The organism is Peptoniphilaceae bacterium AMB_02 (assembly GCA_036321625.1).
GTDB classification, from domain to species: domain Bacteria; phylum Bacillota; class Clostridia; order Tissierellales; family Peptoniphilaceae; genus Microaceticoccus; species Microaceticoccus formicicus.
In genome coordinates, this window is sequence record CP143259.1 from 697,059 (window position 1) to 723,230 (window position 26,172).

Here is a 26,172-nt window from a genome sequence, read left to right on the forward strand (position 1 = left end):
ACTATTTAATCTATTATCCGGAGGATTAAAATATTGAGGACTTTAATCTGTATTGCTTGTCCTATGGGATGTAAACTCACAATAGAAGAGAAAGATGGACAATATACCATAGAAGGGCATAAATGCAAAAGGGGATTGGAGTATGGAATGCAGGAAATGACCGATCCGAGAAGGTATATATCATCGACTGTAAGAGTCATAGGAGGTTTTTTACAAGTTATTCCCGTAAAGACAGATAGACCCATACCCAAGGACAAAATTTTTGATGTGATGAAAGAAATCAATAAGATAAAAGTATCAGCTCCGGCTCAAATAGGCCAGGTGCTGATTGAAAATGTTGCCGGAACCGGTTCAAATATCGTTACGACGAGAAGTCTTTTAAAAGCTGAAAATACTAAATAATAGCTTATTTATTTCCGGTTCAAGTATTATGTTTTGAATATAGTACAAATCATAACTCGTAGATATAAATAAAGTCGATTAGTTTATTATCCTTCTACCAATCCGGTAGAAGGATTTTTAAAATTATTAAGATATTATAAAAGGGGGTATATAAAAATATATACATAATATGATTAATAGAATTACAACTGAAATATAGATTGAAGAACTATTATAGACGTCGGTAGATATTGTTATAATTCGCGATTTCATAGAACTAAAAACTATTTATTATGAGGAGGTTATTAAAAAAGTGGAAAACAAGAACAGATTTACCTTTTTATTCATGTTGATAGCTTATGTCATAATCTTATACATAGGGATTTATGTCGTACCCGGCTCAAAATATGTAGAGTCTTTAAGAGCCGGATTTAAGATTACTATTCCTAAATTACTTTTGTATGGATTAGTATTCTATGGGATTTGTGGAGTTTTAGTAGCCACCATGTTTAAAACATTCAGCTTTAAGAATGATGGCGGTATTTTAATTATACTAACCACTATAAACATACTGTCGATAATAATTACAACAGCGTTCACACAAACAGCCGCAGCTACAATAATAATTCCTTATTTAAAATGGTTTTACGGAATGTATTTCATAAATTTTGGATTGTTGTTCAATGTCCTTTATGATAAGGCATACTGACTACATTGAGATAATGGAGCGTAAACAAGAGCTGATTTAGCTTTGCTAAGAATTTAAAATACAGAAAAATAAAATACTATTGCTTAAATAAATACTTCAAGTGCAAAAAACTTGGAGTATTTTTGTCGGTTACGATATATTAAATCGAAAATCCCGGATATATTATTCTGAATACTTTAGGTTTAATCTAATGTTAACATCTTTTATTTGAAGATGAATGAGATTTATGGTAAAGTAAATGGTAAGGAAAAGCATCCTTAAATAGTCTTACTATTTAAAAAAACTTGGAGGTGGGCGGGTGAGATTTAAATTTAATTTTTTTAGAAGAAAGAAAAAGATTACCGGAATAAGAGGAAAGATTGTTGAAGCATTTAGAAAATTTGATAGAGAATTTCTAATCGATAGAGGTTCCAGATCTCTAAATGATTATAGCTTCTTCAAAGTCTCTGAAAATAGGGGATTTGGAAGGAGAAGATCTAGATAGCGCCTTACATTTGTAAGGCTTTTTTTTATTCTTTAATTTAATGGACATTAAGAGCATGATGAGTCTTGTAAAACAAATCATGCACATCTGTCTATTGTATGTTCATCTAAGTGAAGATAATTCTAAAAAATATTATAGAAATATGTAAAAAAAGAGATTTTGAAATTTCAAAATCTCTTTTTTACTATCTGGACTATTTAAGATAAAAATCGACTTTTTCTCTGATTTCAGAGGCAGAAACTGCAGGGTTTTCAGAATCCATTATTGCACGGACAACTGCAACTCCTTCTGCACTAGATCCTTTTAGGGACTCTATATTGCTTACATCCAATCCTCCGATTGCTACAATGGGAATCTCGGTTACTTCGAAGATTTTATTTAGAGTACTTATCGAAGTTAAAACGGTTTTAACCTTTGTTTCTGTAGGGAAGATAGCTCCTACTCCAAAGTAGTCGGCACCTGCAGCCTTTGCTTTTAGACCCGACTCCACTGTTTTTACTGTAGCTCCGATTATTTTACCATCTCCTAGAATCTCTCTAGCTTTACTAATACTCATATCTTCACTTCCCAAATGTACTCCATGAGCATCGATTGCCAAAACAGCCTCTACATTATCATCTATTATAAGAGGGACATTGTAGTAATCGGTAATCTTTTTAAGTTTTTTTCCAAGTTCGATTAAAGAATTTGTGTCGAGATTTTTTTCTCTTAACTGAACAATGGTTACACCGTTTAGAAGAGCGCTTTCAATTCTCTTTAAAAATACCTCATCTCCTATTTTAGACCTATCGGTTACAAGGTATAGACTTAAATCGAAATCTTTTCGCATCTTATATCTACCTCCTTTGGATTATTGTAGAAAAAACTCAAAGAATCAAATAAGGACACTCTAAAACTACCGGGACCAATGCTGTTTTTAGCGGCTTGTTCACCGGCGTTCAAATAAGTTGATAGGGAGTGTATGGTTGCTTCCAAACTCTTGTCATTGGCAATAGAAGACGCCAATACTGCACCTAACATACAGCCGGTTCCGGTAATCTGTGACATCTTTTTGTCTCCGCCGGATATTATATGAGCATTATCTTCGTGTATTAATATATCTTTTTCACCGGTTGCAAGGATGAAATTTGCTCTATTTTTTACCTTTAACATGGATTTTATTGTAGAGTGTATTTCCCTATGTGAAGTGTCTACGCCTTTTGTTGTAGACTTTCCGCTAGCAAGGGAAATTAATTCACTATAATTTCCCTTTATTAGACATATTGGAGAATCCTCGAGCAGTTCATATGCTAATTTAAGTCTAAATGTACTTGCAGAAACACCGACGATATCGAGCAGTATCGGAATATTTCTTTTTCTTGCAATAGAAATTGAAATTTTCATGGATTCTATTCTGGTATCGCTTATATTTCCTAGATTTAATAGTAATGCAGATGCCCCTGATGTAATCTGTGCTACTTCTTCCGGGTGTTCAGCCATTATAGGACTACAGCCCATAGTTAATACTATATTTGCCATATCGGCTATTGCGATTGGATGAGTGATACAGTGAATCAGATGACGTGAATTTATCTTTTTTTGTGAATTAGTATTTGGATCTGTCATTTATCTACCTCTATTTATTTATAAGTATTTTAATTCTATCAAATAATTTGTTCTTCTTCAGAGCAAAAAGAAAGATCATGGCGACTCCACCACCCATAATCGTGGCAATGGTAAAGGATGGAGTATAAAAGAACCATGACAGTTCTCCTCTTCCCATAATAAAGTGCATAACCGGATAAGATATTATACTGCCGATAATCCCTGTACCTATAATTTCACCAATCCAGGCAAACAATAGTTTATTACCTGATTTTTCATATAAATACCCCGATAGAAAAGCCCCAAAGACAGCTCCTGTGAGTGCAAGAGGCGGTATAGACATTGTAATCATACGAATAAATGCAATCATAACTGCACAAAGTAAACTTACCCAAGGTCCCATAAATACTGAAACGACAATATTTATAAAATGCTGCATAGGAGCATAACCCTCTACTCTAAGAATTGGCGATATTACAACCCCTATTGCGATAAACATTGAAAGTATCACCAATTGTTTTGTTTTTAAATCTCTAATCCTCATTAATTTCCCCCTTTAAATACAAAAAAATACACTAAGAGTCAGTGTATTTCAAAAGACTCCCTACGTTGGCATGATCCAAATCAGGTCAATAGGTCGAAATCAACAATTTCCTCTCAGCTTTTTACGAAAGCTCCCTAGTCGTATTCACATAGTTTAATGCTAATCTATTATGATTGGTCTGTCAACTTTTATATATTGCTTATAATTGATGCAAATAATTTATGTTAATAAAATGATAAATCAGTCATATCTGCATTATTTAATGTGAATTTAACATTCATATGTATAATACAGTTAAGGAAGGAAATACTTTGCGTTCATAGTGATTAGTCAGGATGGATTATTTATGACTCTTTTGATTTACATATGAAAGGATTGAAAATGACTAATATAATATCTGGATACTTTATGAAACTTATGACGGTTTACCGTTATCCATACAGTTTAATAGATAATAAATTTTTAAATACCGAGTATTTAGCGATACTCTATGGAGTTCCATTCATAATATCGATGTATTTACTCTTCGCGAAACAGAATTCTGTAAATGGGGTTTTCTATGAATTATTTGCGGTCATAATGTCTTTTGTGCCTTTTATGTTTGTAACAGAAAGCTATTTTCTAAGGAACACTAATTATCAGCAGATTGTAGGCATTGATACTATAGCACTATGTTTAATGTTCTTTATGACTAGCATGTATTTTATATATATTCTATGCAGACTGTTTATCAGATTGAAAGAAAGGTTGAATATCTGGAAGAGGGGTATGATTATCGTAGGATTAATATATACAGTCTCTCTAATACCAATATATATACGAAACTTTGTAATACTGGTAAGTTACTATCTTTAATTTCTTAGTAATCAAGTTAATTTTTATGTTACAGGAATTGGAGACTTACTAAATGGAGTTTAAAAGGCCGGGATTATTATGACCTGGCTTTTTTCTTTCTTTTTTTATAATGTGTTACCAATGTTTTACCAATCTACAAAAACTGTCGCCAATTTACAAGTATATTTAGAATAATCAGTAAAAATCAAAAAACGACCAAATGTTTAAAGGCTCTATAATTTATAGTGTTGGTGAAGAAATATTAGTTTCTTTGCTGGCACTATTTTCTTTTTAAAAAATAAAGACATAGTGACCAATTTCCTTTATAATTTAATCACTACAACAAAAAAATAAGGAGGCCACTATGTCTATTAGTAATTATATCTTAAATTTATTAGATTTAAAAGATGAAAATATTGAGATTTTTGAAAATGTCGAGAAGATTAAAAAGAAGAATATCTCTTACAATTTGATTTTTGGCCGGCTTACCTATAATGCTTCTGTTTGTCCCGTTTGTGGTAACGTGCATAGCCCAAGCATTATTAAACACGGCACTAAGTCTTCTGATATTAAACTTCTTCCTTTTAATGGCGAACCTACTTTCTTGAGACTTAAAAAGCAGAGATTTTTATGTAAGGAGTGTAATTCTACTTTTATAGCTGAAACTGATATTGTTAAAAAGAATTGTTTTATTTCTAATAGAGTAAAAGCTCATATTACAACTAATTTGACCATGAAAGTAAGTGAAAAAGATATTGCTAATTTACATTATGTTTCTCATTCTACGGTGTCTAAATGTGTAGATCAAGCTTTTGAACAGTTTAAGCCTAATTATCAGTTTTTACCAGAACATTTATGTTTTGATGAGTTTAAATCCACAAAAACCGCTAAAGGATCTATGAGCTTTATTTTCTGTGATGCTATTACTCATGATATTATCGATATTGTTGAAAACAGGCAATTACACTATCTTAAGCGCTATTTTTCTAGGTTTAGTGAATGTGCTAGAGAATCGGTTAAAAGTATATGTATAGATATGTATCAGCCATACATTAGTCTAATTTCTGATCTTTTCCCTAATGCTAAGATAGTATTTGATAAGTTCCATATAGTTAACCACTTATCTAGAGCATTGAACAAAACAAGAATAGAAGTTATGAATGGTTTTTCTAAGTATTCTATGGAATACAAAAGGTTAAAAAGGTATTGGAAGCTGATACAAAAGCCTTATTTAAAGCTTAATTCTACAGGTTTTAGAAAGTGGATACATTTTGAAAGATGGAAAAGTGCTAGAGATGTGGTTATGGATAGTATTAGTGTCAACAAAACACTTCTAAATACTTATGATTGTTATCAGATTCTTTTAAAGGATGTAGAAAACGGAGATATTGCCTCCTTAAAGGCACATTTAGAATATTATTCAGATGAGGTATCAGATGCTATGAAAACTAGTATTAACACGCTTTTAAAGGACTTTGAGTACGTAAAAAATTGCTTAGAAGTGAATGTTACAAATGGATGTTTAGAAGGTATTAATAATTTTATTAAGTGTTTAAAAAGAGTTGCTTTCGGATACAGGTCGTACTATCATTTTAGGAATCGAATATTAATTTGCAAGAAAATGATAGTACCAAAAGACACTGTAAGTGTAAAAAAACGTCAGGCAGCTAACGCTGCCTGACATTAATAGTTTGTGATTAATTTATATACCAACACTATTTGACAAAGAACCTGTTTAAATTCAGTCGTTTTATATGGAGCCCACTGCCGGAATTGAACCGGCGACCTCTTCCTTACCATGGAAGCGCTCTACCTACTGAGCTAAGAGGGCGTATTTAAGTCAGATATTATTGTACAATGAAATATATATAATGTCAAACCAATTGTAATTTATGTGAAATTAAGTTATTATATATAATTAGTGATACCTTAATGTTGAAGTATGGATATAATAATGATATAATCATTTTATTAAAACAATGACTAAACGATTAGGAGGAGAATAATGGCTAAAGAAAAATTTGAAAGAACCAAACCGCATGTCAATATAGGAACAATAGGACACGTAGACCACGGTAAAACTACATTGACAGCAGCTATAACTTATGTACTAAGCAAGAGATTCGGAACAGGTGAATTTATCGACTATGCACACATAGACAAAGCACCTGAAGAGAGAGAAAGAGGAATCACAATCTCAACATCTCACGTAGAGTATGAAACAGACAAAAGACACTACGCACACGTAGACTGTCCAGGTCACGCCGACTACGTTAAGAACATGATTACCGGAGCAGCACAAATGGACGGAGCAATCCTAGTAGTAAGTGCAGCAGACGGACCAATGCCTCAAACAAGAGAGCATATTCTGTTAGCAAGACAAGTAGGTGTACCAAAGATAGTTGTTTTCTTAAACAAAGAAGACCAAGTAGACGATGCAGAACTAATCGAATTAGTTGACATGGAAGTAAGAGATCTACTATCAGAATATGACTTTGATGGAGACAATACACCAATCGTAGTAGGATCAGCATTAAAAGCATTAGAAGATCCAGACGGAGAGTGGGGAGACAAGATAGTAAAACTAATGGAAGAGGTAGACGAGTATATACCACAACCAGAAAGAGATACAGACAAACCATTCTTAATGCCTGTAGAAGACGTATTCTCAATCACAGGAAGAGGAACAGTAGCAACAGGAAGAGTAGACAGAGGAACAATCAAAGTTGGAGATACAGTAGAAATCGTAGGATTAACTGAAGAGTCAAGACAAGTAGTAGTAACAGGAGTAGAAATGTTCAGAAAACTACTTGATCAAGCGGAAGCAGGAGACAACGTAGGACTACTATTAAGAGGTGTACAAAGAAGCGAAATCGAAAGAGGCCAAGTATTAGCTAAACCAGGCTCAATCAAACCTCATACAAAATTCGAATCAGAAGTATACGTATTAACCAAAGATGAGGGTGGAAGACATACACCATTCTTCTCAGGCTACAGACCACAATTCTACTTCACAACAACAGACGTAACCGGAGACATCCAGTTAGCAGAAGGCGTAGAAATGGTAGTACCTGGAGACAACGCAAAGTTCACAATAACACTAATCACACCAATCGCGATTGAAGAAGGACAAAAGTTCTCAATCAGAGAAGGTGGAAGAACAGTTGGAGCCGGAGTTGTAACTAAGGTTATCGAATAATAAATATTAAAGGTGGTGATTATATCACCGCCTTTTCTTTATCCAAAAACCTTTTGCACTAAAGCATAAAAGGGGAAGATATGAAAAAGAATTTAATATGGATTTTAAATATACTTATTAAAATTTTGATTCTAATTTTATTTTGTACCGGATTGCTATTAATGATTGCAATCTTTAAAAAATAGTATATCAGTTATTATGGAGGTTAATTATGATATCTAAAAAAATGGCATCATTTCTCGGTAAGAGTTCACTTATTCGAGCAATGTTTGAGGAAGGAAAGAAACTAAAAGCGGAGTATGGCTCTGATAATGTATATGACTTCAGTCTGGGAAACCCCAATGTACCTGCACCTATCGAAGTGAATCGTGCAATTATCGACTTGATCGAAAATGAGGATCCCGTTTTACTACATGGGTACATGAGTAATCAAGGCTTTGAAGATGTAAGGGAAGTTGTTGCAAATTCACTCAATAAAAAACACGGAACTTCTTTTACTTCAAATAATATACTTATGACAGTTGGTGCTGCTGCCGGACTGAATATAATATTTAAAACTCTTTTGGATCCCGGTGACGAAGTAATAGTTTTAAAGCCTTACTTTTTAGAGTACGGGAATTATGTGAGAAATTATGATGGGGTTTTAGTGGAAGTTGATACCTTAAAGGACAGCTTTATGCCTGATTATGATGCTTTAAAATCAGCTATAAATGATAAAACCAAAGCTGTAATAATCAATTCACCTCATAATCCTACCGGAGTGGTTTATTCTGAAGATACGATAGTAAAGATTGCTGAGGTATTGAGAGCCAAAGAGAGTGAACTCAATAAAACCATATATCTAATCTCAGATGAACCTTACAGAGAGCTAGTATATGATGGGGTCGAAGTTCCATATTTGACCAAGTACTATGATGATACAATAGTAGCATACTCATATAGCAAGTCTCTATCACTACCGGGTGAGCGTATTGGTTACTTGGTGATACCTGATGAGGCTTCATGTTCAGAGGATATAATGGGAGCTGCAACAATTGCTAACAGAATAATGGGCTTTGTAAATGCTCCATCTCTTATTCAAAGGGTAATAGGAAAATGTATAGATGCAGCTGTGGATTTAGATTTTTACGATGTAAACAGAAAACTGCTCTATAATAGATTAAAGGAATTGGGACTGGAATGCGTACTTCCACAAGGAGCTTTCTATCTATTCGTAAAATCACCTATAGAAGATGAGAGGATTTTTATTGAAATGGGCAAACAACATAATATACTCATGGTACCGGGGTCTGCGTTTTCTGCACCAGGATATGTAAGACTTGCATACTGTGTATCTAAAGCCTGTATAGAAAACTCTCTTCCTGCATTTGCGAGCTTAATGGAAGATGTGAAAAATTTACGATAGTTTAGAGTAAGAAATAGGACTTGTTTGTAAACTCGAAAAAGGGTGTTGAAATGAAAATCGATACAAGTAAGATAATTATAAGAGAAGCTGAACCGGATGATGCAGAACAATTACTGGTATATTTAAAGCAAGTAGGTGGGGAGTCTCGAAACCTCACCTTTGGAGAAGAGGGTTTGTCTTATACCTTGGAACAGGAAACAAACTTTTTAGAAAGTCTTAAAAATAATCCCAGAGCGGGTATTTATTTGGCGATTTATGATGAAGAAATAATAGGAAATTGCAGTTTTGATGCTTATTCTAATGAGCGTCTCAAGCATAGGGCTAATTTTGCCATAAGTGTAAAAAAAGCATACTGGAGACATGGCATCGGGAGTTTACTTGTTGAGCATATACTTAAAAAGATAAAGAATCTTGGATGCAGTCTTGTAACTTTGGAAGTGCTATCTGAAAATTTACCTGCGATTGAATTATACAAAAAGTTTGGGTTTGTAAAATATGGAGAACTGGATTCTTTCTTTAAAATAGATGGAGAGCACTTTCCGGCTGTGTATATGAAGCTGGACATTTAATCTTAATATACAGAATAATAATCGGTAACTACCTCTTGGCAGTTACCGATTATTATTCACCTATTATTTTAATCAAAACTCTTTTAGCTCTTTTTCCGTCGTATTCTCCGTAAAAGATTTGTTCCCAAGGTCCGAAATCAAGCCTGCCTTCAGTTATGGCAACTACGACTTCTCTACCCATTATCTGTCTTTTAAGATGAGCATCGGCATTGTCTTCGTAACCATTATGTCTATACATATTGTACGGCTTTTCAGGAGCCAGTTTTTCAAGCCAAACTTCAAAGTCATGGTGAAGCCCGGACTCATCGTCGTTTATAAATACTGATGCGGTGATGTGCATTGCATTGACCAGTACAAATCCTTCTTTAATTTCACTCTCTCTTATGGCTTCTTGAACATCGCGAGTTATATTTATGTATTCTCTTCTGTCATCAGTCTTGATAATTAATTCTTTTCTAAATGATTTCATTTTAACCTCCGAATAGTTGATACCGGTCCGTAAACTTAAAAAAGAATAAGAGTCCAGCCCCCTTGTGATACAATAGTTTTATCCACAAAACCAGTACTCCCAAGAAAGGAATGAACTCTTATGAATAATAATGTATCACTTATCTGCCCAAGATGCAACAATAACTCGTCTTTTTATCGTTACGGCTTTGATTCTCGTGGATATCAAAAATATCTTTGCCGATCATGTAATAGACAGTTTGCACCTAATAATCCAAATACCATAATAGGTAAGCTACCTTCAAGAAAATATCAGCCTTGTACTGTTTGTGGTAAGGCTACTTTTCTTCATCATGACTTTACTTACTATAGCAATCTTAGGTGTTGTGATAAGTCTTGTAATCACTCTTTTAAGGTTTCTAAAGCCATGCCTATTGATTTCCAACCTTACCGGTAAAGACCATTTTAAAGGACTCAGATTTCCTGTTAATATAGTTTTAAAAGCCATGCACCTTTACTTCATCGGTAAAAACTCTCTTAGAGAGTGTGCTTTTTTGATGAAAACCCTGTTTAATGTGTCAGTTAGTCACACTACTATCCATAGCTGGGTATCGGGGTTTGCTCCTGCCTTTAAAGAAATTTCAGATTATTTTAAGTCTTATCTAGATCTAAATTCTGATGAGTGGCATTTGGATGAAACCGTAGTCAAAGTTGCTGGGATTAAATCATATATTTGGTTTGTTGAAGATTCTGAAACCAGGTTTATCGTAGATTTTAACCTATCTCCTCACAGAAATTCTGATTCTGCTTTTGAGTTGATTAATTCTGCAAAAGAACATGGTTGTCCTAACTCTTTGGTCACTGATCGCTACAGTGCCTATTTAAAACCAATTGAGGTCTATTTCCCAGACCAAGAACATATTAGAGTTGAAAGTTTTCACGACGATATTTCAAATAATCTAATTGAATCTTTTCACTCTCAGTTTAAGTCTTGGTATAAAACAAAGCGTGGTTTTGAAAGCTTTGAAGATGCTAACAATATTATTTCCATGTTTGTTTTCTACTATAATTTTATTAGACCTCATAGTTCTTTAAACGATATGACTCCTGCTAAAGTAGCTGGTCTTGATATCTCTGAGGCTGAGCAACACAAATATTTGATAGCTGCTTGATTTTTTACTCAAATAAGTTAGGCTTTAGTTGAGTAAATAATCTCATCATTATTATAATTATTCGTACTTTTGTGAATATATTCTATTGTTTTTTCTATTCTTTCATTTTAAGTTTACATTACCGTTGATACTCTTATTCTATCATATACAGAAAAAAATAATCTATGATTGATACGATTTGAAGGGGATTAATTATATGGTATACTAAATTTGTAGTAAAAAAACAAAACGGGAGGAGCTATGTACGAAAATATACTATTAGATTTAGATGGTACATTGTCAGACAATTCCAAAGGAATCTTTAAGGGTGTTATAAAAGCTTTGGAGTATTTTAATATTGATTATTGCGAGAGTGATTTGAATTCGTTCATTGGTCCACCATTATTGGATTCATTTATGATTAAATACAATATGGACAAGACAAGTGCTTTGAAAGCTGTGGAAGTCTACAGGGAATACTATAGCGTTGACGGCTTGTTTGAGAATACGCTATATGATGGCGTGGAAAAGGTGTTATCAGTTCTTAAAGAAAGAGGAAAGAAATTATATCTAACTACTGCAAAACCTCAAGTTTTTGCTGAAAAAATAATGATACATTTTGGAGTCGATCATTATTTTGATGGGATTTACGGGGCAACTCTAGATACTTCGAGAATCCATAAGGAAGACATCATTAAATATGTGATTATGAATAATAAGCTTGAAAAGAGGGTAACAATTATGGTAGGGGACAGATACCACGATATTGAAGGAGCAGATGTAAACGGTATAGATTCGGTTGGCGTTACCTATGGATTTGGGAGCAGGGATGAACTATTAGCTTCCGGAGCGGACTTTGTTATTGACGATATCGCAGCACTTCCGGAGATACTTTAGGTGTATTTATGAAACGATATAGAATTGTATTTGTTGGAAGGGTGCAAGGAGTCGGTTTTAGATTTAAAAGCATGGAAATTGCAAGAAGACTGGGGTTAACCGGCTATGTTTTTAACGATTATGACGGAACGGTTGTAATGGAAGTTCAAGGAAAAGTGGATAGGATAGAGGACTTATGTCAAGGATTGCAAGAGGATCGCTTTATAAGAATTGATAAAATATTCAAGACAGAAATGGACTTAAATAAAGATGAGAAAGGTTTTACGATAGGTAATTAAAATGTATTTAGAAAGATTCAGTTCATATAAACCCAAACCTTTTGGAGTTAATAGAGAATTTGCAGTGGGGATTATACTTTTTGGACCAAAGGAAGATAAAAAAATAATTTTTGAAATACGAAGCTCGACAGTTTCACAGCCAAATGATGTTTCACTTCCCGGAGGAAGAAAAGAGGATGGTGAAAGTCTTTATGAATGTGTACTAAGGGAGATTGAAGAGGAAATTGGTATCCCAAAGGAAGATTTAGAGTATGTCGGTAAATCCGATTATGTGGTAGAACCTATAGGAGTAGTCTATCCTTTTGTCTTCAATTATAAATACGATGATCTTTCAAGGCTTGTATTGAATTCTGAAGTTGATGATGTGTTTTCTGTTGAATGTTCTTATTTTAAAAAGGTAAAACCAAGGGATTACAGCCATAATTATGAAGTTAATTTCCCTAAAGATTTTCCCTATGAACTGCTTCCCAATGGAAATAAGTATAAATTTTATCCCGTGGTAAAGACTGTTTATATGTATGAGGATATCCGTCCGCTATTATGGGGTTTAACAGCTAAAATAATCATGGGTTTCACAAAAATTATTTATGGAGAGAATAATGGATAAAGAAAAAATAAAAAAATCTGTAAGTACTTTTTATAAAAATGTCGCTAATGAAAAAGCGGGTATAAAAGTAGATGCTAATGAATTAGGAAAAGCAATAGGTTATTCCAAAGAAGAACTTGAAATGGTACCTGAAGAAGCAAATATGGGCTTAGGATGTGGTAATCCTCAAGAGAAAGCTCAGCCTAAAAATGGTGAAGTCGTTATAGACCTAGGATGTGGCAAGGGCATGGATGTGTTTATCGCCTCAAAGAAAGTTGGAGATGAGGGATATGTCATCGGTGTTGACATGACCTATGATATGGTAACCAAAGCCAGACAGATTGCCATGAAAAGAGGATTTAAGAATGTGGAATTTAGGCTGGGAGAGATAGAAAATTTACCGGTCGCTGATAATACAGCTGACATAGTATTAAGTAATTGTGTTATAAATCTATCTACGGAAAAGGATAGGGTATATAGTGAGATTTTCAGGGTTTTAAAACCCGGAGGGAGAATTGGTATATCAGATATAACACTTTATGAGGAGTTACCAAGTAAAGTCATCAATGATCCCAAAATGTACGGTACCTGAGTAGCCGGAGCCGTGACCTTGGATAGGTTACATGAAATATTAGAAAATGCCGGATTTAGGGATATTGATATAGACACAGAATTCGTATCTGATGAATATGCATCTAAATGGGGTCTGGACACAGAACTAAATTTAAAACATTATTTAAGGAATTCAACTATTACTGCGTATAAATAGAACTTATAAAATAGTGACAAGTTTCAGAATAATTTATTTTTCACTCTATATTTTTAGGGGAATCATGAGCTCCGGGTTTTAATGTAGCTATACTAGAGGAAGTTTTATAGAGGTATTTATGAGAACTGTTAAGAAATTAAGTATTCCGGCAATAATAATCATCATATGGATAGTTTGGACAAATTTCACAATTGAAGTAACTCAATTGAGAATTAAGGACACTAAACTACCTACTGAATTTAACGGTTTTAAAATTGCACATGTATCGGATTTGCACAATAAGGATTGGAAAGATCAGCTTATCCGAAAACTTGAAAAAGAAAAGCCGGATGTAGTATGCATTACGGGAGATTTAATTGACGCGAATAAAACGAACATAGGTATTGCGATGAGTTTTGTCAACAGGGCAGTTGAAGTTGCCACGGTATATTATGTTACCGGCAATCATGAGGCTTGGACTAAGAATTATCCGGAATTGAAAAACAGATTGATAAAATCAGGTGTAGTGATTATGGATGACAGATCTGAATTTATAGAATGGGAAGGAAGCAAGATTCAGATTATAGGTCTTGAAGATCCTGAGTTTATAAAAAGAGATGATTTAAAGGGGTTAGCAGACCTGACACTAGAAAAGAAACTCGAACGACTTCTAGATAGGGACTACTTCTCAATCACTCTGTCTCATAGACCGGAAATATTTGAAAGTTATGTGAACGCAGGTGCCGATTTGGTGCTTACCGGGCATGCGCATGGAGGACAATTTCGCATTCCTTTTATTGGTGGCGTCATAGCTCCCAATCAAGGTCTTTTTCCAAAGTATACCAGCGGAGTCTACACTAAGGATAAAACGAGTATGGTCGTCAGTAGGGGGCTTGGCAATTCAATTTTGAGTGTGCGAATAAATAATAGGCCGGAGCTCGTCATTGTGACTTTATCAAATGAGGATTAGTTATTTATATGTATATAATGTATATAAAAGATTTATTGCATCAGATATGCGAAAAAAGATAATGGTTTTATATAATGGATTTATGCTAAGGTATAATTTTATAAAATATTTCAAAAAATACTATAAAAAATATTAAATTTATATTGACAACGGGGTTCTACTATGATAGTTTATATAGATGTAATTGAGACTGGGAATTGCCCGTCTCGATTAAATATCCCACGGGAGGTGTACTATGAGAGATAGAGTAACGCTAGCTTGTACCGAATGCAAGAACAGAAATTACACTTCTTCAAAAAACAAGAAAACAACAAATGAACGTATCGAATTGAAAAAGTACTGTAAATTCTGTAAAACTCACACTGCTCATAAAGAGACTAGGTAATTAAGGAGGAATTCAGATGGAACAAAAGAGCAAAACTCCTGCAACTAAAGGTAAAGGATACCTTAAGGGTGTTAGATCGGAGTTTAAAAAAGTTATCTGGCCAACCAAGAAAGAAACAATTAATTACACTTCAGTTGTAATTTTGATTTCAGTCCTTGTAGGAGCTATTGTATATGGCTTAGACCTAACATTCACACAACTTCTTAATCTAATTATTCTTAAGTGATGAGGAGGTAGGGCATAGCCCAAAGATATGAACGAAGACAATGGCAACAAAAATGAAAGATACGCAGAAAGAGCAAAAGAGGCCAAATGGTATGTAGTACATACATACTCGGGTCATGAGAACAAAGTTAAAGACAATATTGAGAAGATGGTTGAAAACAGAGGATATATCGATGATATATTCGAAGTTGCAGTGCCTACTGAAGAATATGTCGAAACCAAAAATGGTGTAAAAACTATTAAAGAAAGAAAATTGTTTCCCAGCTATGTTCTAATTAAAATGATAATCACTGATGTATCATGGTTTTTAGTTAGAAATACAAGAGGGGTTACAGGCTTTGTGGGACCGGGTTCTAAACCCGTACCATTGACAGAAAAAGAAGTAAAAGCATTTGGGGTGCAAACTGTTTCGATACCTGAAATGGATTTAAATGTCGGAGATTCTATCAAGGTAATAGATGGACCTTTTGAAGGATTTGTCGGCAAGGTAGAAGAGATAAGTCCTGAGAAGCTAAAGTTAAAAGCTTCTGTTTCAATTTTTGGTAGAGATACCATTGTTGAACTGGATTATGATAATATCGAAAGAGTATAAATTTAGAAGATAACTCGAATAATAAATGAGAGGTTATAGATCGAAGTGGGAGGGAAAACCCCGCCAAACCACAACTTTTTAGGAGGATTACAATGGCTAAAAAAGTACAAGCAATAGTAAAATTACAAATACCTGCAGGAAAAGCAACTCCTGCACCACCGGTAGGTACCGCACTTGGACCTCATGGTGTAAACATAATGCAATTCACTAAGGAATTCAATGCAAAAACTCAATCACAAGAAGGATATATAATTCCGGTTGTTTTGACTGTATACCAAGACAGATCATTTAGTTTTATAACAAAAACTCCACCGGTACCTGTTTTAATTAAAAAGGCTCTTGGAATTGAAAAAGGATCTGGAGTTCCTAATAAAGATAAAGTTGCAAACCTTACGCAAGCTCAAGTTAGAGAAATTGCTGAATTAAAGATGGTTGACCTAAACGCTGCTGATGTAGAAGCTGCTATGAGAATGGTAGCAGGAACTGCAAGAAGCATGGGTGTAACTGTCGAAGGCTAATAAGTGGGAGGATATCCGCTAATACCACAAGGAGGATCAAGATGAACAAAAGAGGAAAAAAATATCAAGAAAGTGCGAAGCTCGTAGATAGAGCTGAGCTTTATGATTTAAAAGATGCAATAAAATTAGTGCAAGAAACAGCTAAGGCTAAATTTGATGAGACCGTAGAGCTTCACGTTAAGCTTGGTGTTGACTCAAGACATGCTGACCAACAAGTAAGAGGCGCAGTGGTACTACCACATGGTACTGGTAAGACTCTTAGAGTTGTTGTATTCGCTAAAGGCGAAAAAGCTGCTGAAGCTGAAAGAGCTGGAGCAGACTTCGTTGGAGCAGAAGACATTGCTCAAAAAATCCAAACTGAAGGATGGTTGGATTTTGACGTAGCTATTGCTACACCGGACATGATGGGTGTTGTAGGTAGAATTGGTAAGATACTTGGACCTAAAGGTTTAATGCCTAACCCTAAGTCAGGAACTGTAACATTTGATATAGAGCAAGCTATCAACGATGTTAAAGCAGGTAAGGTAGAGTACAGACTTGACAAGGGAAATATTATCCACGTACCAGTTGGAAAAGTTTCATTCGGCGATGAAAAACTTTACGATAACCTAAGAACTATTATTACAGCAATCATCAAAGCTAAACCTGCAGCAGCTAAAGGTAGATACTTAAGATCAGTTTCAATCTCATCAACAATGGGACCTGGAATTAAATTAAACGGTGCTAGATTAACTGAAGCAGTTCAAGCTAAAGCTGAAGATAAATAATTTTTAAAATAGTTGACATATATCATATAAATGATATAATCATATAGTCAAATAAATAGGCTACCGAAGACCGTAGGGACCAAATGGTTTAATCATCCTACAGAGGTGGAGAACTATCATTGAAATAATGGTCTTTCCACGTCGTGGAGAGACCTTTTTATAATATGTAATTAGTTTATTACATCGGATAATTCTTAAGTAGCCAAGCGGAGGTGAAATAGTGAAGGAACGTGTGTTACAAGCTAAAAAAGATGTCGTAGCTGAAATAGTTGAAAACATCAATAATGCACAATCAATGGTTCTAGTAGAGTACAGAGGCTTATCAGTATCTGATTTGACTGAACTTAGAAAGCTTTACAGAGAAAGTGGAGTAAACTATAAAGTTTACAAAAACACTTTAATGCAATTTGCTTTCAAAGAAGCAGGACTTGAAGATTTTTGCGAATTTTTAACTGGACCAAATGCATTGGCTTTCGGTATGGATGATCCGGCATCAGTAGCAAAGATTACACAGAATTTTGCAAAAGATCATGATAAATTAGTGATTAAAGCCGGCGTAGTTGATGGTGAAATAATCGGACTTGATAAAATCAAATCACTTGCTTCTTTACCATCAAGAGAAGTACTTATCGCTCAAGTACTTGGTGGATTCAATGCTCCAATCCAAGGATTTGCAAATGTATGTACCGGAACATTAAGCAGTTTAGTTTACGCATTAAACGCAGTAAAAGAAAAGAAAGAACAAGAAGCAGCATAATTTAAAAATTTTGGAGGTATTATAATGGCATCAGAAAAAGTATTAAATTTAATTGAAGAAGTTAAAGGACTTACAGTATTAGAATTATCAGAACTAGTTAGCGCTCTTGAAGAAGAGTTTGGAGTATCAGCAGCAGCTCCTGTAGCTGCAGTAGCAGCAGCACCTGCAGCTGGAGCAGACGCACCTGCAGCAGAAGAAAAATCTGAATTTGACGTAATGCTAGCTAACGCTGGAGCAGAAAAAATCAAAGTTATCAAAGTAGTTAGAGACATCACTGGTCTTGGACTAAAAGAAGCTAAAGCATTAGTTGACGAAGCTCCTAAAGCAGTTAAAGAAGGCGCTTCAAAAGAAGAAGCTGAAGAAATCAAAACTAAACTTGAAGAAGTTGGAGCTACTGTAGAGCTTAAGTAATTTACTACAAAGACGAGAAGAACATTTCTATGAAAGAAATGTTCTTTTTTTCATCCACATATGTAAAATAAAGGTTAAATACATAAAAAGATAAATCGAAAAAATTGTAAAAAAACTTGACAAACACAATTTAAGTGTGTTATAGTTTATTATTGCTATAATCGATAATGGAATACTATGCTATTGAATAGTAAAAATGGAGCATAAATATTTTTATTTGACTAATATGACGATAAGGGGTGTGATTATTAATGACTCATACTGCAAAGTATGGTTACACTGAAAGAGTCAGTTTTTCAAGGATTCCTCAGGTTTTAGAATTACCCGATTTAATAGCTGTGCAAAAGGACAGCTATGAATGGTTCCTGAAGGAAGGCTTAAAAGAAGTTTTTGATGATTCGAGTCCAATCTCAGATTACGCCGGAAGTATGGTGTTGGAATTTGTCAGCTATTATATGGAGGATAAAACCAAGTATACTGAGGAAGAGGCGAAGGATAGGGATGCAAGTTACTCAAGTCCCTTAAAAGCTAAAGTAAGACTGATCAACAAAGAGACAGAAGAGGTAAAAGAACAGGAAGTTTTCATGGGAGATTTCCCTAAAATGACTGATAATGGTACCTTCATTATTAATGGAGCTGAACGTGTTATCGTCAGTCAATTAGTCAGAAGCCCTAGTGTCTACTTTAATATGGAAATTGATAAATCCGGTACTAAACTGTTTTCATCAACCGTAATTCCAAATAGAGGAGCATGGATTGAATATGACAGCGACTCAAACGGAGTGGTCAATGTTAGAATAGACAGAACCAGAAAATTACCGGTTACAACCCTTGTAAGAGCACTTATATTTGATTCGACTGAAGATATTATTGAAGCTCTTGGCGACACCAAAGAACTTAGATCAACGCTTGAGAAGGAGATTTCAACCACTCAAGAAGAAGCGCTGCTTGAGATCTATAAAAAATTGAAGCCCGGGGATCCGGCTGCATTGGAAAGTGCAGAGCCTTTAATAATGAACTTATTCTTCGATGGTAAGAGATACGATCTTGCCAAAGTAGGAAGATATAAATTTAATAATAAATTAGGATTAAAAAATAGAATCTCAGGACATATATCAAATGTTGATATAGTAGATCCTGAAACAGGAGAAATACTGGTAGAGTCCGGTCAGAGAATAGATGACGATATTGCCGATGCAATTGAAGCATCCGGGATAAATACCGTAGATCTTTTAGTCGAGGAAGATATCGTAAGAGTTGTGGGTAACCACTTCGTAGATATCAATACTTTTGGACTGAAAGTTGACTTGAAAGGTCTGGGTCTATCAGAAAAAGTCTACTATCCGGTTATGAAGGAAATCTTGGATACATGTGAAAGTGACGAAGAGATTTTAGCCGCTATTAAGGAAAGGGCAAAGGAATTAAGTCCAAGACATATCATAAGAGCTGATATTTTAGCCTCAGTTAGTTATGAACTTAACCTTTTCTATGGCGTTGGAAATACTGATGATATAGACCATCTGGGAAATAGAAGAGTTAGAGCCGTAGGTGAACTACTTCAAAACCAATTCAGGATTGGTATGTCCAGAATGGAAAGGGTCGTGCGTGAAAGAATGTCAACTCAAGACCCTGATTTGGCAACCCCTCAGGCACTGATAAATATCAGACCTGTAGTTGCTGCAATGAAGGAATTTTTTGGCTCATCACAGCTGTCACAGTTCATGGATCAGACAAATCCGATGGCAGAGCTTACTCATAAGAGAAGAATGTCAGCACTGGGACCTGGCGGTCTTTCAAGAGATAGAGCCGGAGCAGAAGTAAGAGACGTTCACGATTCTCACTATGGAAGGATATGCCCTATAGAAACTCCTGAAGGACCGAATATAGGACTGATAACTTCTATGACTACTTATGCCAGAATAAATGACTATGGTTTCATAGAGACACCTTATAGAAAAGTAGACAAGGAAAAAGGTGTAGTAACCAATCAAATAGAGTACCTGACTGCTGATATTGAAGACAGATTTATAACCGCTCAAGCTAACGAACCGCTAAATGATGACGGAAGTTTCGTAAATGAGAGGGTATCAGGTAGGGGATTAAATGGAGAAAATGATATCTATCCTAGAGAAATGGTGGATTTCATGGACGTTAGTCCTCAGCAAATAGTATCAGTCGGAACTGCGATGATTCCTTTCTTGGAAAACGACGATGCGACACGTGCACTGATGGGTTCAAACATGCAGAGACAGGCCGTACCATTGATAAAAGCTGAAGCACCGATAATTGGAACCGGAATTGAGCATAGAGCTGCAAAGGATAGTGGGGCTGTTCTAATAGCTAAATATGACGGTGTAGTTACAGAGGTAACTTCAGATAAGATAAAGATTAAGAGAAATGAAGGCGCTAAAGAAGACGTCTATAAATTATTAAAGTTCAAAAGATCAAACCAAGGTACTACAATCAACCAAAGACCTATAGTCAGAGTTGGAAACATCGTTAAAAAAGGCGATATAATTTGCGATGGACCTTCCACGGATAATGGAGAGATAGCATTAGGTAAGAATATTCTTATCGCTTTTATGACTTGGGAAGGTTATAACTACGAAGATGCTATGCTTTTAAACGAAAAGCTTGTAATTGAAGATACATTGACTTCTATCCATATAGAAGAACATGAATCTGAAGCACGAGAAACTAAGCTGGGTTCAGAGGAAATCACAAGAGATATACCAAATGTCGGTGAGGAAATGAGAAAAGACCTAGACGAAAATGGTATTATCAGAATAGGAGCCGAGGTAACTTCCGGAGATATTCTAGTCGGTAAAGTAACTCCAAAGGGAGAGACGGAATTGTCACCTGAAGAGAGATTATTAAGAGCTATATTCGGAGAAAAAGCAAGAGAGGTTAGAGACACTTCTCTTAAAGTACCTCATGGCGAAACAGGTATTGTAGTAGATGTTAAAGTATATACGAGAGAAAATGGCGATGAATTACAACCTGGCATAAACAAGGTTGTAAGGGTATATGTTGCTACTAAAAGGAAGATAAATGTCGGAGACAAGATGTGTGGTAGACATGGTAATAAGGGGGTAGTTTCAAGACTATTACCTGAAGAGGATATGCCGTTTTTACCAGACGGTACACCGGTACAAATAGTACTTAACCCACTGGGGGTTCCTTCGAGGATGAACCTGGGTCAGGTACTGGAAGTACATCTTGGACTGGCAGCTAAAAAACTGGGATGGAAGGTTGCAACACCGGTATTTGACGGTGCAAGTGACCAAAACATCATAGATACTCTAAAAGAAGCGGGATATCCGGAAACCGGTAAGATAGCTCTGAGAGACGGTAGAACCGGTGAAGAGTTTGATAATCCTGTTACTGTTGGAATAATGTATATGTTAAAACTTCACCACTTAGTAGATGAGAAAATTCATGCTAGATCGACAGGTCCTTATTCACTTGTAACTCAGCAGCCTCTAGGAGGTAAAGCTCAGTTCGGTGGACAGAGATTTGGAGAGATGGAGGTGTGGGCTCTGGAGGCTTATGGAGCTTCACATACATTACAGGAAATGTTGACAGTTAAATCTGACGATATCGTCGGTAGGGTTAAGACATACGAATCCATAGTTAAAGGTGAGTCTATACCTGAGCCGGGAGTTCCGGAATCATTCAAAGTTTTAATTAAAGAACTTCAGTCTTTAGCAATTGATGTAAAATTACTCAATGAGAATGAAGATGAGGTTAAATTAAGGGATTCTGATGACGATGTAATAGATATTACTGATTTTAGTAGTGAAGAAACCGATCAGAAGATTATTAATGATATAGAAGAAGTAGAAGATTCGGGATACGAAATAACTGAAATTGAAGATTAGTTATAGAGTTTAAACCGGTATCAATACGAGGAAAATCTGGACTTTAAGAAAGGAGTGTGCTCCTTGTTAGAATTAAATACTTTTGATTCTATAAGAATCGGGCTGGCATCGCCTGAAAAAATAAGAGAATGGTCTAAAGGTGAGGTTAAAAAACCTGAAACTATCAACTATAGAACCTTGAAACCTGAAAAAGAAGGTCTGTTCTGTGAAAAGATATTTGGACCTACAAAAGACTGGGAATGTAACTGCGGTAAATACAAGAGAATCAGATATAAAGGTGTTGTCTGTGAAAAATGTGGAGTTGAAGTAACCAAGGCAAAAGTAAGACGTGAGAGAATGGGGCATATTGAACTTGCCACCCCTGTTTCACATATTTGGTACTTTAAGGGAATTCCGTCCAGAATGGGACTCTTACTGGACATGAGCCCGAGAGCTTTGGAAAAGATACTCTATTTTGCAAGTTATGTAGTAACCGACCCGGGAGATACTGACTTATTTACAAAACAATTATTAAGTGAATTTGAATATAACGAAGCATACGACAAATGGGGAGAATCTTTTAAGGTAGGTATGGGTGCAGAGGTAATCAAAGAACTCTTACTTGATATAGACCTTGAAAAAGAATCCGAAGAGCTAAAAGAAGCTCTTATGAATAGTACCGGACAGAAGAAAGTAAGACTGTCCAGAAGACTTGAAGTAGTTGAATCCTTCAGACAGTCAGGAAATAGACCTGAGTGGATGATTATGGACGTAATCCCTGTAATTCCACCTGATTTAAGACCTATGGTTCAGCTGGAAGGTGGTAGATTCGCAACTAGTGACTTAAACGATCTATATAGAAGGGTTATCAATAGAAACAATCGTCTAAAGAGACTACTCGATATCGGATCGCCTGAAATAATCATTAGAAACGAAAAGAGGATGCTTCAAGAATCTGTTGACGCATTGATAGACAACGGAAGAAGAGGAAAGGCCGTTACCGGTCCCGGAAACAGAAATCTAAAGAGTCTATCCGACATGCTGAAAGGTAAAACGGGTAGATTTAGACAGAACCTACTAGGTAAGAGGGTAGATTACTCAGGTAGATCAGTAATCGTAGTAGGTCCTGAGCTTAAGTTTTACCAATGCGGTCTTCCCAAGAAGATGGCCATGGAACTCTTCAAGCCTTTTGTAATGAATCAATTGGTTGAAGATGAGATAGCTCCAAATATTAAATCTGCCAAGAAGATGGTTGAGAGATCTAGTCCTAAGGTATGGGATATTCTTGAAAAAGTAATAAAAGACCATCCGGTCTTATTAAACCGTGCGCCGACTCTTCATAGATTGGGTATTCAAGCATTTGAACCTGTACTAGTTGAAGGTAAGGCAATTAAGCTTCATCCACTAGCATGTACTGCTTACAACGCAGACTTTGACGGGGACCAGATGGCTGTTCACTTACCGCTATCTACCGAAGCTCAAGCTGAAGCAAGACTACTGATGATGTCTACTAATAATATCCTTGCTCCTAAAGACGGAAAGCCAATTGCTACTCCTTCTCAGGACATGGTATTGGGAGCCTTCTATTTGACAACTCAAAAAGACGGTGCTCTTGGAACAGGCAAGGTGTTTAACGATTTTAACGAGATGTACAAAGCTCATTACGACAAAAAAGTTTCACTTCATGCAACTGTAAAGGTCAGAGTAAAGCATGGTAGTGACGATAAAGGTGAGCTTGTTGAGTCTACAGTAGGAAGATTCATTTTCAATGAGGGTATTCCTCAAGATCTTGGATTCATCAATAGAGATAAAGATAAATATGCACTTGAGATAAATAAACAGGTTAACAAAAAAGCTCTTGGAGAAATTGTAGATAAGTGCTTTAGAAAACATGGTAATATCATAACTGCTAAGGTACTCGACTATATTAAGAGTATGGGATACAAGTACTCCACAATCGGAGCATTGTCAATATCCATGAGTGATGTTACTGTGCCTGAGGACAAATTCAGTATTCTCGATAAAGCCGATGTAGAAGTTAGAAAGTACGAGAATATGCTTAAGAGAGGTTTGGTTCTAGAAGACGAAAGATACGAAAGAGTTATTGAAATCTGGGAAAGAGCTACAGATGAAGTAACAGAAACACTTCTTTCAAATCTCGATCCCGACAATAATATTGCAATCATGGCTAACTCCGGTGCGAGGGGTTCCGAAAAGCAGATAAGACAGCTTGCCGGAATGCGTGGACTTATGTCATCAGCAGCCGGAAAAACCATAGAGGTTCCAATAAAGGCTAACTTTAGAGAGGGACTTTCAGTACAAGAGTTCTTTATCTCAACTCACGGTTCGAGAAAGGGACTTTCAGATACAGCGCTAAGAACAGCAGACTCCGGTTATTTGACCAGGAGACTTGTAGATGTATCGCAAGATGTTATTGTAAGAATAGATGATTGTGGTACAAATAAATATATATTGGCTAAAGATATCCTTGAGGGAGAAGAAGATGTAATAGTTGATTCTTCTATTATTGGAAAGATTCTCTATGCCGATGTAAAAGATGGTAATAAAACGCTGTTTACAAAGAATCAAGCTATCACTGAACAGATGGTTTCAGAGCTGGAAGAAAAAGAAATTCCAACCATTAAAATATGGGGAGTTTCTGATACATTGAAGCAGCAAATAATCGGAAGATATGCTTTTGAGGATATTTTAAATCCCGATACCGGTGAGATTATCGTCTATAAGAACGGTATGATTACCGAGCAAATCGCTGATTTAATAGAAGAGAAGAAAATTTACGAAGTTAAGATAAGATCTGTTCTGGGCTGTAAGGCTACTCATGGCGTTTGTGCAAAGTGTTATGGTAGAAATCTTGCAACCGGAAATCCTGTAAATATCGGTGAGTCGGTTGGTATTATTGCTGCTCAGTCAATAGGTGAGCCGGGTACACAGCTTACGATGAGAACTTTCCACTCCGGTGGTATTGCCGGAACTGGAATAACTCAAGGTCTTCCAAGGGTTGAAGAGCTTTTCGAGGCTAGAAAACCTAAGGGTCTTGCCTTTATATCTGAAAATGAAGGAACAGTTAAATTAATCGATAATAAGAAGAGAATCGATATTGCTGTAACTTCCGATGACGGAACTGAGAAAGTTTATGCTATACCATATGGTTCCAGAATAAAGGTTAAAGATGGAGATCAAATTAAAGCAGGAGATATTTTGACTGAAGGTTCTGTAAATCCACATGATATCTTAAAGATAAAAGGAGTTCAAGGCGTTCAGGACTATATAATGAGAGAAGTTCTTAATGTATATAGGCTTCAAGGTGTTGATATAGACTATAAACATATCGAAGTTATCATCAAGCAAATGCTGGGCAAGGTAAAAATACATGATGCAGGTGATTCATACTTCTTACCTGGATCTCTTGTAAATCTAAGAGAGTTTGAAGATATAAATGAAAAACTTGAAGAAGAGGGCAAGGTTCCGGCTGAAGGTGAAAGAACACTATTAGGTATAACCAAGGCTTCACTAGCAACAGATTCGTTCTTGTCTGCGGCATCTTTCCAGGAAACTACGAGAGTGCTTACAGATGCGTCTATTAAAGGTAAAGAAGATTATCTACTTGGATTGAAAGAAAATGTTATAATCGGTAAGCTAATTCCTGCAGGAACAGGTATGAAGCGATATGAGAATATCAAGATCGATTATGAAGGAATGCGCGATGAAGATGCTACCGAGGCAGTCATGGATGAGCCTACTGCCGAAGCAACTGATGATATCGTAGGAAGCATAGATGAAGAAGATTCCGAGGAATAAAAGAGGAATTGATTTGTTATAGAGATTATTTTAGGGCGAGGTTTACTCGCCC

At 35.6% G+C, this 26,172-nt stretch carries 27 protein-coding genes, 1 tRNA gene, 1 pseudogene, 1 riboswitch and 1 other annotated feature; of the genes and pseudogenes, 24 read left to right on the top strand and 5 right to left on the bottom strand.

The features are described 5' to 3' along the window. Nucleotides 1-33 precede the first annotated feature (33 nt). The 3 genes from VZL98_03185 (at nucleotide 34) to VZL98_03195 (ending at nucleotide 1,574) form a co-directional block, all read left to right on the top strand. A complete protein-coding gene (locus tag VZL98_03185; GenBank protein ID WVH63974.1) occupies nucleotides 34-402 on the top strand; it encodes a DUF1667 domain-containing protein in 369 nt (122 codons plus the stop codon). Between the two features lie 292 nt (nucleotides 403-694). Then, the gene (locus tag VZL98_03190; protein ID WVH63975.1) at nucleotides 695-1,090 is read left to right on the top strand and encodes a hypothetical protein; all 396 of its coding nucleotides are present in this window, start codon (nucleotides 695-697) and stop codon (nucleotides 1,088-1,090) included. 298 nt (nucleotides 1,091-1,388) lie between these two features. After that, the gene (locus VZL98_03195; GenBank protein ID WVH63976.1) at nucleotides 1,389-1,574 is read left to right on the top strand and encodes a hypothetical protein; all 186 of its coding nucleotides are present in this window, start codon (nucleotides 1,389-1,391) and stop codon (nucleotides 1,572-1,574) included. Nucleotides 1,575-1,767: 193 nt separating this feature from the next. On the opposite strand, the gene thiE is transcribed toward VZL98_03195, so the two are convergent. The 3 genes from thiE to thiW are packed head-to-tail and all read right to left on the bottom strand — an operon-like array spanning nucleotide 1,768 to nucleotide 3,702. Next, nucleotides 1,768-2,403, bottom strand: coding sequence for a thiamine phosphate synthase (gene thiE / locus VZL98_03200; protein WVH63977.1), 636 nt, complete (start codon nucleotides 2,401-2,403; stop codon nucleotides 1,768-1,770). Next, entirely contained in the window at nucleotides 2,382-3,179 is a 798-nt protein-coding gene (gene thiM, locus VZL98_03205) for a hydroxyethylthiazole kinase (GenBank protein WVH63978.1), read from the bottom strand. Before thiM ends, thiE begins: the two co-directional genes overlap by 22 nt. A 10-nt stretch (nucleotides 3,180-3,189) precedes the next feature. Next, the gene (gene thiW, locus VZL98_03210) at nucleotides 3,190-3,702 is read right to left on the bottom strand and encodes an energy coupling factor transporter S component ThiW (GenBank protein WVH63979.1); all 513 of its coding nucleotides are present in this window, start codon (nucleotides 3,700-3,702) and stop codon (nucleotides 3,190-3,192) included. A gap of 40 nt (nucleotides 3,703-3,742) precedes the next feature. Then, nucleotides 3,743-3,849, bottom strand: a riboswitch (TPP riboswitch). Nucleotides 3,850-4,083: 234 nt separating this feature from the next. On the opposite strand from thiW, the gene VZL98_03215 reads away from it, so the two are divergent. Beyond that, the gene (locus tag VZL98_03215) at nucleotides 4,084-4,557 is read left to right on the top strand and encodes a hypothetical protein (protein ID WVH63980.1); all 474 of its coding nucleotides are present in this window, start codon (nucleotides 4,084-4,086) and stop codon (nucleotides 4,555-4,557) included. A gap of 343 nt (nucleotides 4,558-4,900) precedes the next feature. Continuing rightward, on the top strand, nucleotides 4,901-6,217 hold the full coding sequence (locus VZL98_03220) for an ISL3 family transposase (protein ID WVH63981.1): 1,317 nt from the start codon (nucleotides 4,901-4,903) through the stop codon (nucleotides 6,215-6,217). Between the two features lie 74 nt (nucleotides 6,218-6,291). On the opposite strand, the gene VZL98_03225 is transcribed toward VZL98_03220, so the two are convergent. Continuing rightward, nucleotides 6,292-6,367 (bottom strand) — tRNA-Thr (locus tag VZL98_03225). Nucleotides 6,368-6,541: 174 nt separating this feature from the next. On the opposite strand from VZL98_03225, the gene tuf reads away from it, so the two are divergent. From tuf to VZL98_03240, 3 genes are all read left to right on the top strand, one after another. After that, entirely contained in the window at nucleotides 6,542-7,735 is a 1,194-nt protein-coding gene (tuf, locus tag VZL98_03230; protein WVH63982.1) for an elongation factor Tu, read from the top strand. A 211-nt stretch (nucleotides 7,736-7,946) separates the two neighbouring features. Further along, nucleotides 7,947-9,140: a pyridoxal phosphate-dependent aminotransferase gene (locus tag VZL98_03235; protein WVH63983.1), complete on the top strand. Its 1,194-nt coding sequence runs from the start codon at nucleotides 7,947-7,949 to the stop codon at nucleotides 9,138-9,140. Between the two features lie 50 nt (nucleotides 9,141-9,190). Further along, nucleotides 9,191-9,709, top strand: a complete 519-nt coding sequence (locus VZL98_03240; GenBank protein WVH63984.1) for a GNAT family N-acetyltransferase — start codon at nucleotides 9,191-9,193, stop codon at nucleotides 9,707-9,709. A gap of 52 nt (nucleotides 9,710-9,761) precedes the next feature. On the opposite strand, the gene VZL98_03245 is transcribed toward VZL98_03240, so the two are convergent. After that, on the bottom strand, nucleotides 9,762-10,178 hold the full coding sequence (locus tag VZL98_03245) for a secondary thiamine-phosphate synthase enzyme YjbQ (GenBank protein WVH63985.1): 417 nt from the start codon (nucleotides 10,176-10,178) through the stop codon (nucleotides 9,762-9,764). Nucleotides 10,179-10,298: 120 nt separating this feature from the next. Between VZL98_03245 and VZL98_03250 the strand changes: the two are divergent. The 16 genes and pseudogenes from VZL98_03250 (at nucleotide 10,299) to rpoC (ending at nucleotide 26,120) form a co-directional block, all read left to right on the top strand. After that, a pseudogene (locus tag VZL98_03250) lies at nucleotides 10,299-11,328 on the top strand (IS6 family transposase). A gap of 240 nt (nucleotides 11,329-11,568) precedes the next feature. Then, nucleotides 11,569-12,204, top strand: coding sequence for an HAD hydrolase-like protein (locus VZL98_03255; protein ID WVH63986.1), 636 nt, complete (start codon nucleotides 11,569-11,571; stop codon nucleotides 12,202-12,204). Between the two features lie 8 nt (nucleotides 12,205-12,212). Beyond that, the gene (locus VZL98_03260) at nucleotides 12,213-12,482 is read left to right on the top strand and encodes an acylphosphatase (GenBank protein ID WVH63987.1); all 270 of its coding nucleotides are present in this window, start codon (nucleotides 12,213-12,215) and stop codon (nucleotides 12,480-12,482) included. Nucleotide 12,483: 1 nt separating this feature from the next. Then, on the top strand, nucleotides 12,484-13,089 hold the full coding sequence (locus VZL98_03265) for a CoA pyrophosphatase (protein WVH63988.1): 606 nt from the start codon (nucleotides 12,484-12,486) through the stop codon (nucleotides 13,087-13,089). Beyond that, on the top strand, nucleotides 13,082-13,660 hold the full coding sequence (locus VZL98_03270; GenBank protein ID WVH63989.1) for a methyltransferase domain-containing protein: 579 nt from the start codon (nucleotides 13,082-13,084) through the stop codon (nucleotides 13,658-13,660). The genes VZL98_03265 and VZL98_03270 overlap by 8 nt, the downstream gene beginning before the upstream one ends. A gap of 18 nt (nucleotides 13,661-13,678) precedes the next feature. Beyond that, nucleotides 13,679-13,837 (top strand): hypothetical protein, encoded by a 159-nt coding sequence (locus VZL98_03275; GenBank protein ID WVH63990.1) that lies wholly within the window; start codon nucleotides 13,679-13,681, stop codon nucleotides 13,835-13,837. Nucleotides 13,838-13,955: 118 nt separating this feature from the next. After that, nucleotides 13,956-14,786 carry a metallophosphoesterase gene (locus VZL98_03280; GenBank protein ID WVH63991.1) on the top strand — a complete coding sequence of 277 codons (831 nt, stop codon included), beginning with the start codon at nucleotides 13,956-13,958 and terminating at the stop codon, nucleotides 14,784-14,786. A gap of 235 nt (nucleotides 14,787-15,021) precedes the next feature. After that, nucleotides 15,022-15,171, top strand: coding sequence for a 50S ribosomal protein L33 (gene rpmG / locus VZL98_03285; GenBank protein ID WVH63992.1), 150 nt, complete (start codon nucleotides 15,022-15,024; stop codon nucleotides 15,169-15,171). Nucleotides 15,172-15,187: 16 nt separating this feature from the next. Beyond that, nucleotides 15,188-15,397, top strand: coding sequence for a preprotein translocase subunit SecE (gene secE / locus VZL98_03290; protein ID WVH63993.1), 210 nt, complete (start codon nucleotides 15,188-15,190; stop codon nucleotides 15,395-15,397). Between the two features lie 27 nt (nucleotides 15,398-15,424). Next, nucleotides 15,425-15,988 carry a transcription termination/antitermination protein NusG gene (nusG, locus tag VZL98_03295; protein ID WVH63994.1) on the top strand — a complete coding sequence of 188 codons (564 nt, stop codon included), beginning with the start codon at nucleotides 15,425-15,427 and terminating at the stop codon, nucleotides 15,986-15,988. 92 nt (nucleotides 15,989-16,080) lie between these two features. Beyond that, entirely contained in the window at nucleotides 16,081-16,506 is a 426-nt protein-coding gene (rplK, locus tag VZL98_03300) for a 50S ribosomal protein L11 (protein WVH63995.1), read from the top strand. Nucleotides 16,507-16,547: 41 nt separating this feature from the next. Beyond that, nucleotides 16,548-17,273: a 50S ribosomal protein L1 gene (gene rplA, locus VZL98_03305; protein WVH63996.1), complete on the top strand. Its 726-nt coding sequence runs from the start codon at nucleotides 16,548-16,550 to the stop codon at nucleotides 17,271-17,273. Between the two features lie 45 nt (nucleotides 17,274-17,318). Next, nucleotides 17,319-17,442: a sequence feature (ribosomal protein L10 leader region), on the top strand. Nucleotides 17,443-17,493: 51 nt separating this feature from the next. Next, the gene (rplJ, locus tag VZL98_03310) at nucleotides 17,494-18,030 is read left to right on the top strand and encodes a 50S ribosomal protein L10 (protein WVH63997.1); all 537 of its coding nucleotides are present in this window, start codon (nucleotides 17,494-17,496) and stop codon (nucleotides 18,028-18,030) included. Between the two features lie 24 nt (nucleotides 18,031-18,054). After that, on the top strand, nucleotides 18,055-18,441 hold the full coding sequence (gene rplL / locus VZL98_03315) for a 50S ribosomal protein L7/L12 (GenBank protein ID WVH63998.1): 387 nt from the start codon (nucleotides 18,055-18,057) through the stop codon (nucleotides 18,439-18,441). A gap of 251 nt (nucleotides 18,442-18,692) precedes the next feature. Continuing rightward, on the top strand, nucleotides 18,693-22,322 hold the full coding sequence (locus VZL98_03320; GenBank protein ID WVH63999.1) for a DNA-directed RNA polymerase subunit beta: 3,630 nt from the start codon (nucleotides 18,693-18,695) through the stop codon (nucleotides 22,320-22,322). Between the two features lie 63 nt (nucleotides 22,323-22,385). Further along, the gene (gene rpoC, locus VZL98_03325) at nucleotides 22,386-26,120 is read left to right on the top strand and encodes a DNA-directed RNA polymerase subunit beta' (GenBank protein WVH64000.1); all 3,735 of its coding nucleotides are present in this window, start codon (nucleotides 22,386-22,388) and stop codon (nucleotides 26,118-26,120) included. The last annotated feature ends 52 nt before the right edge of the window (nucleotides 26,121-26,172 follow it).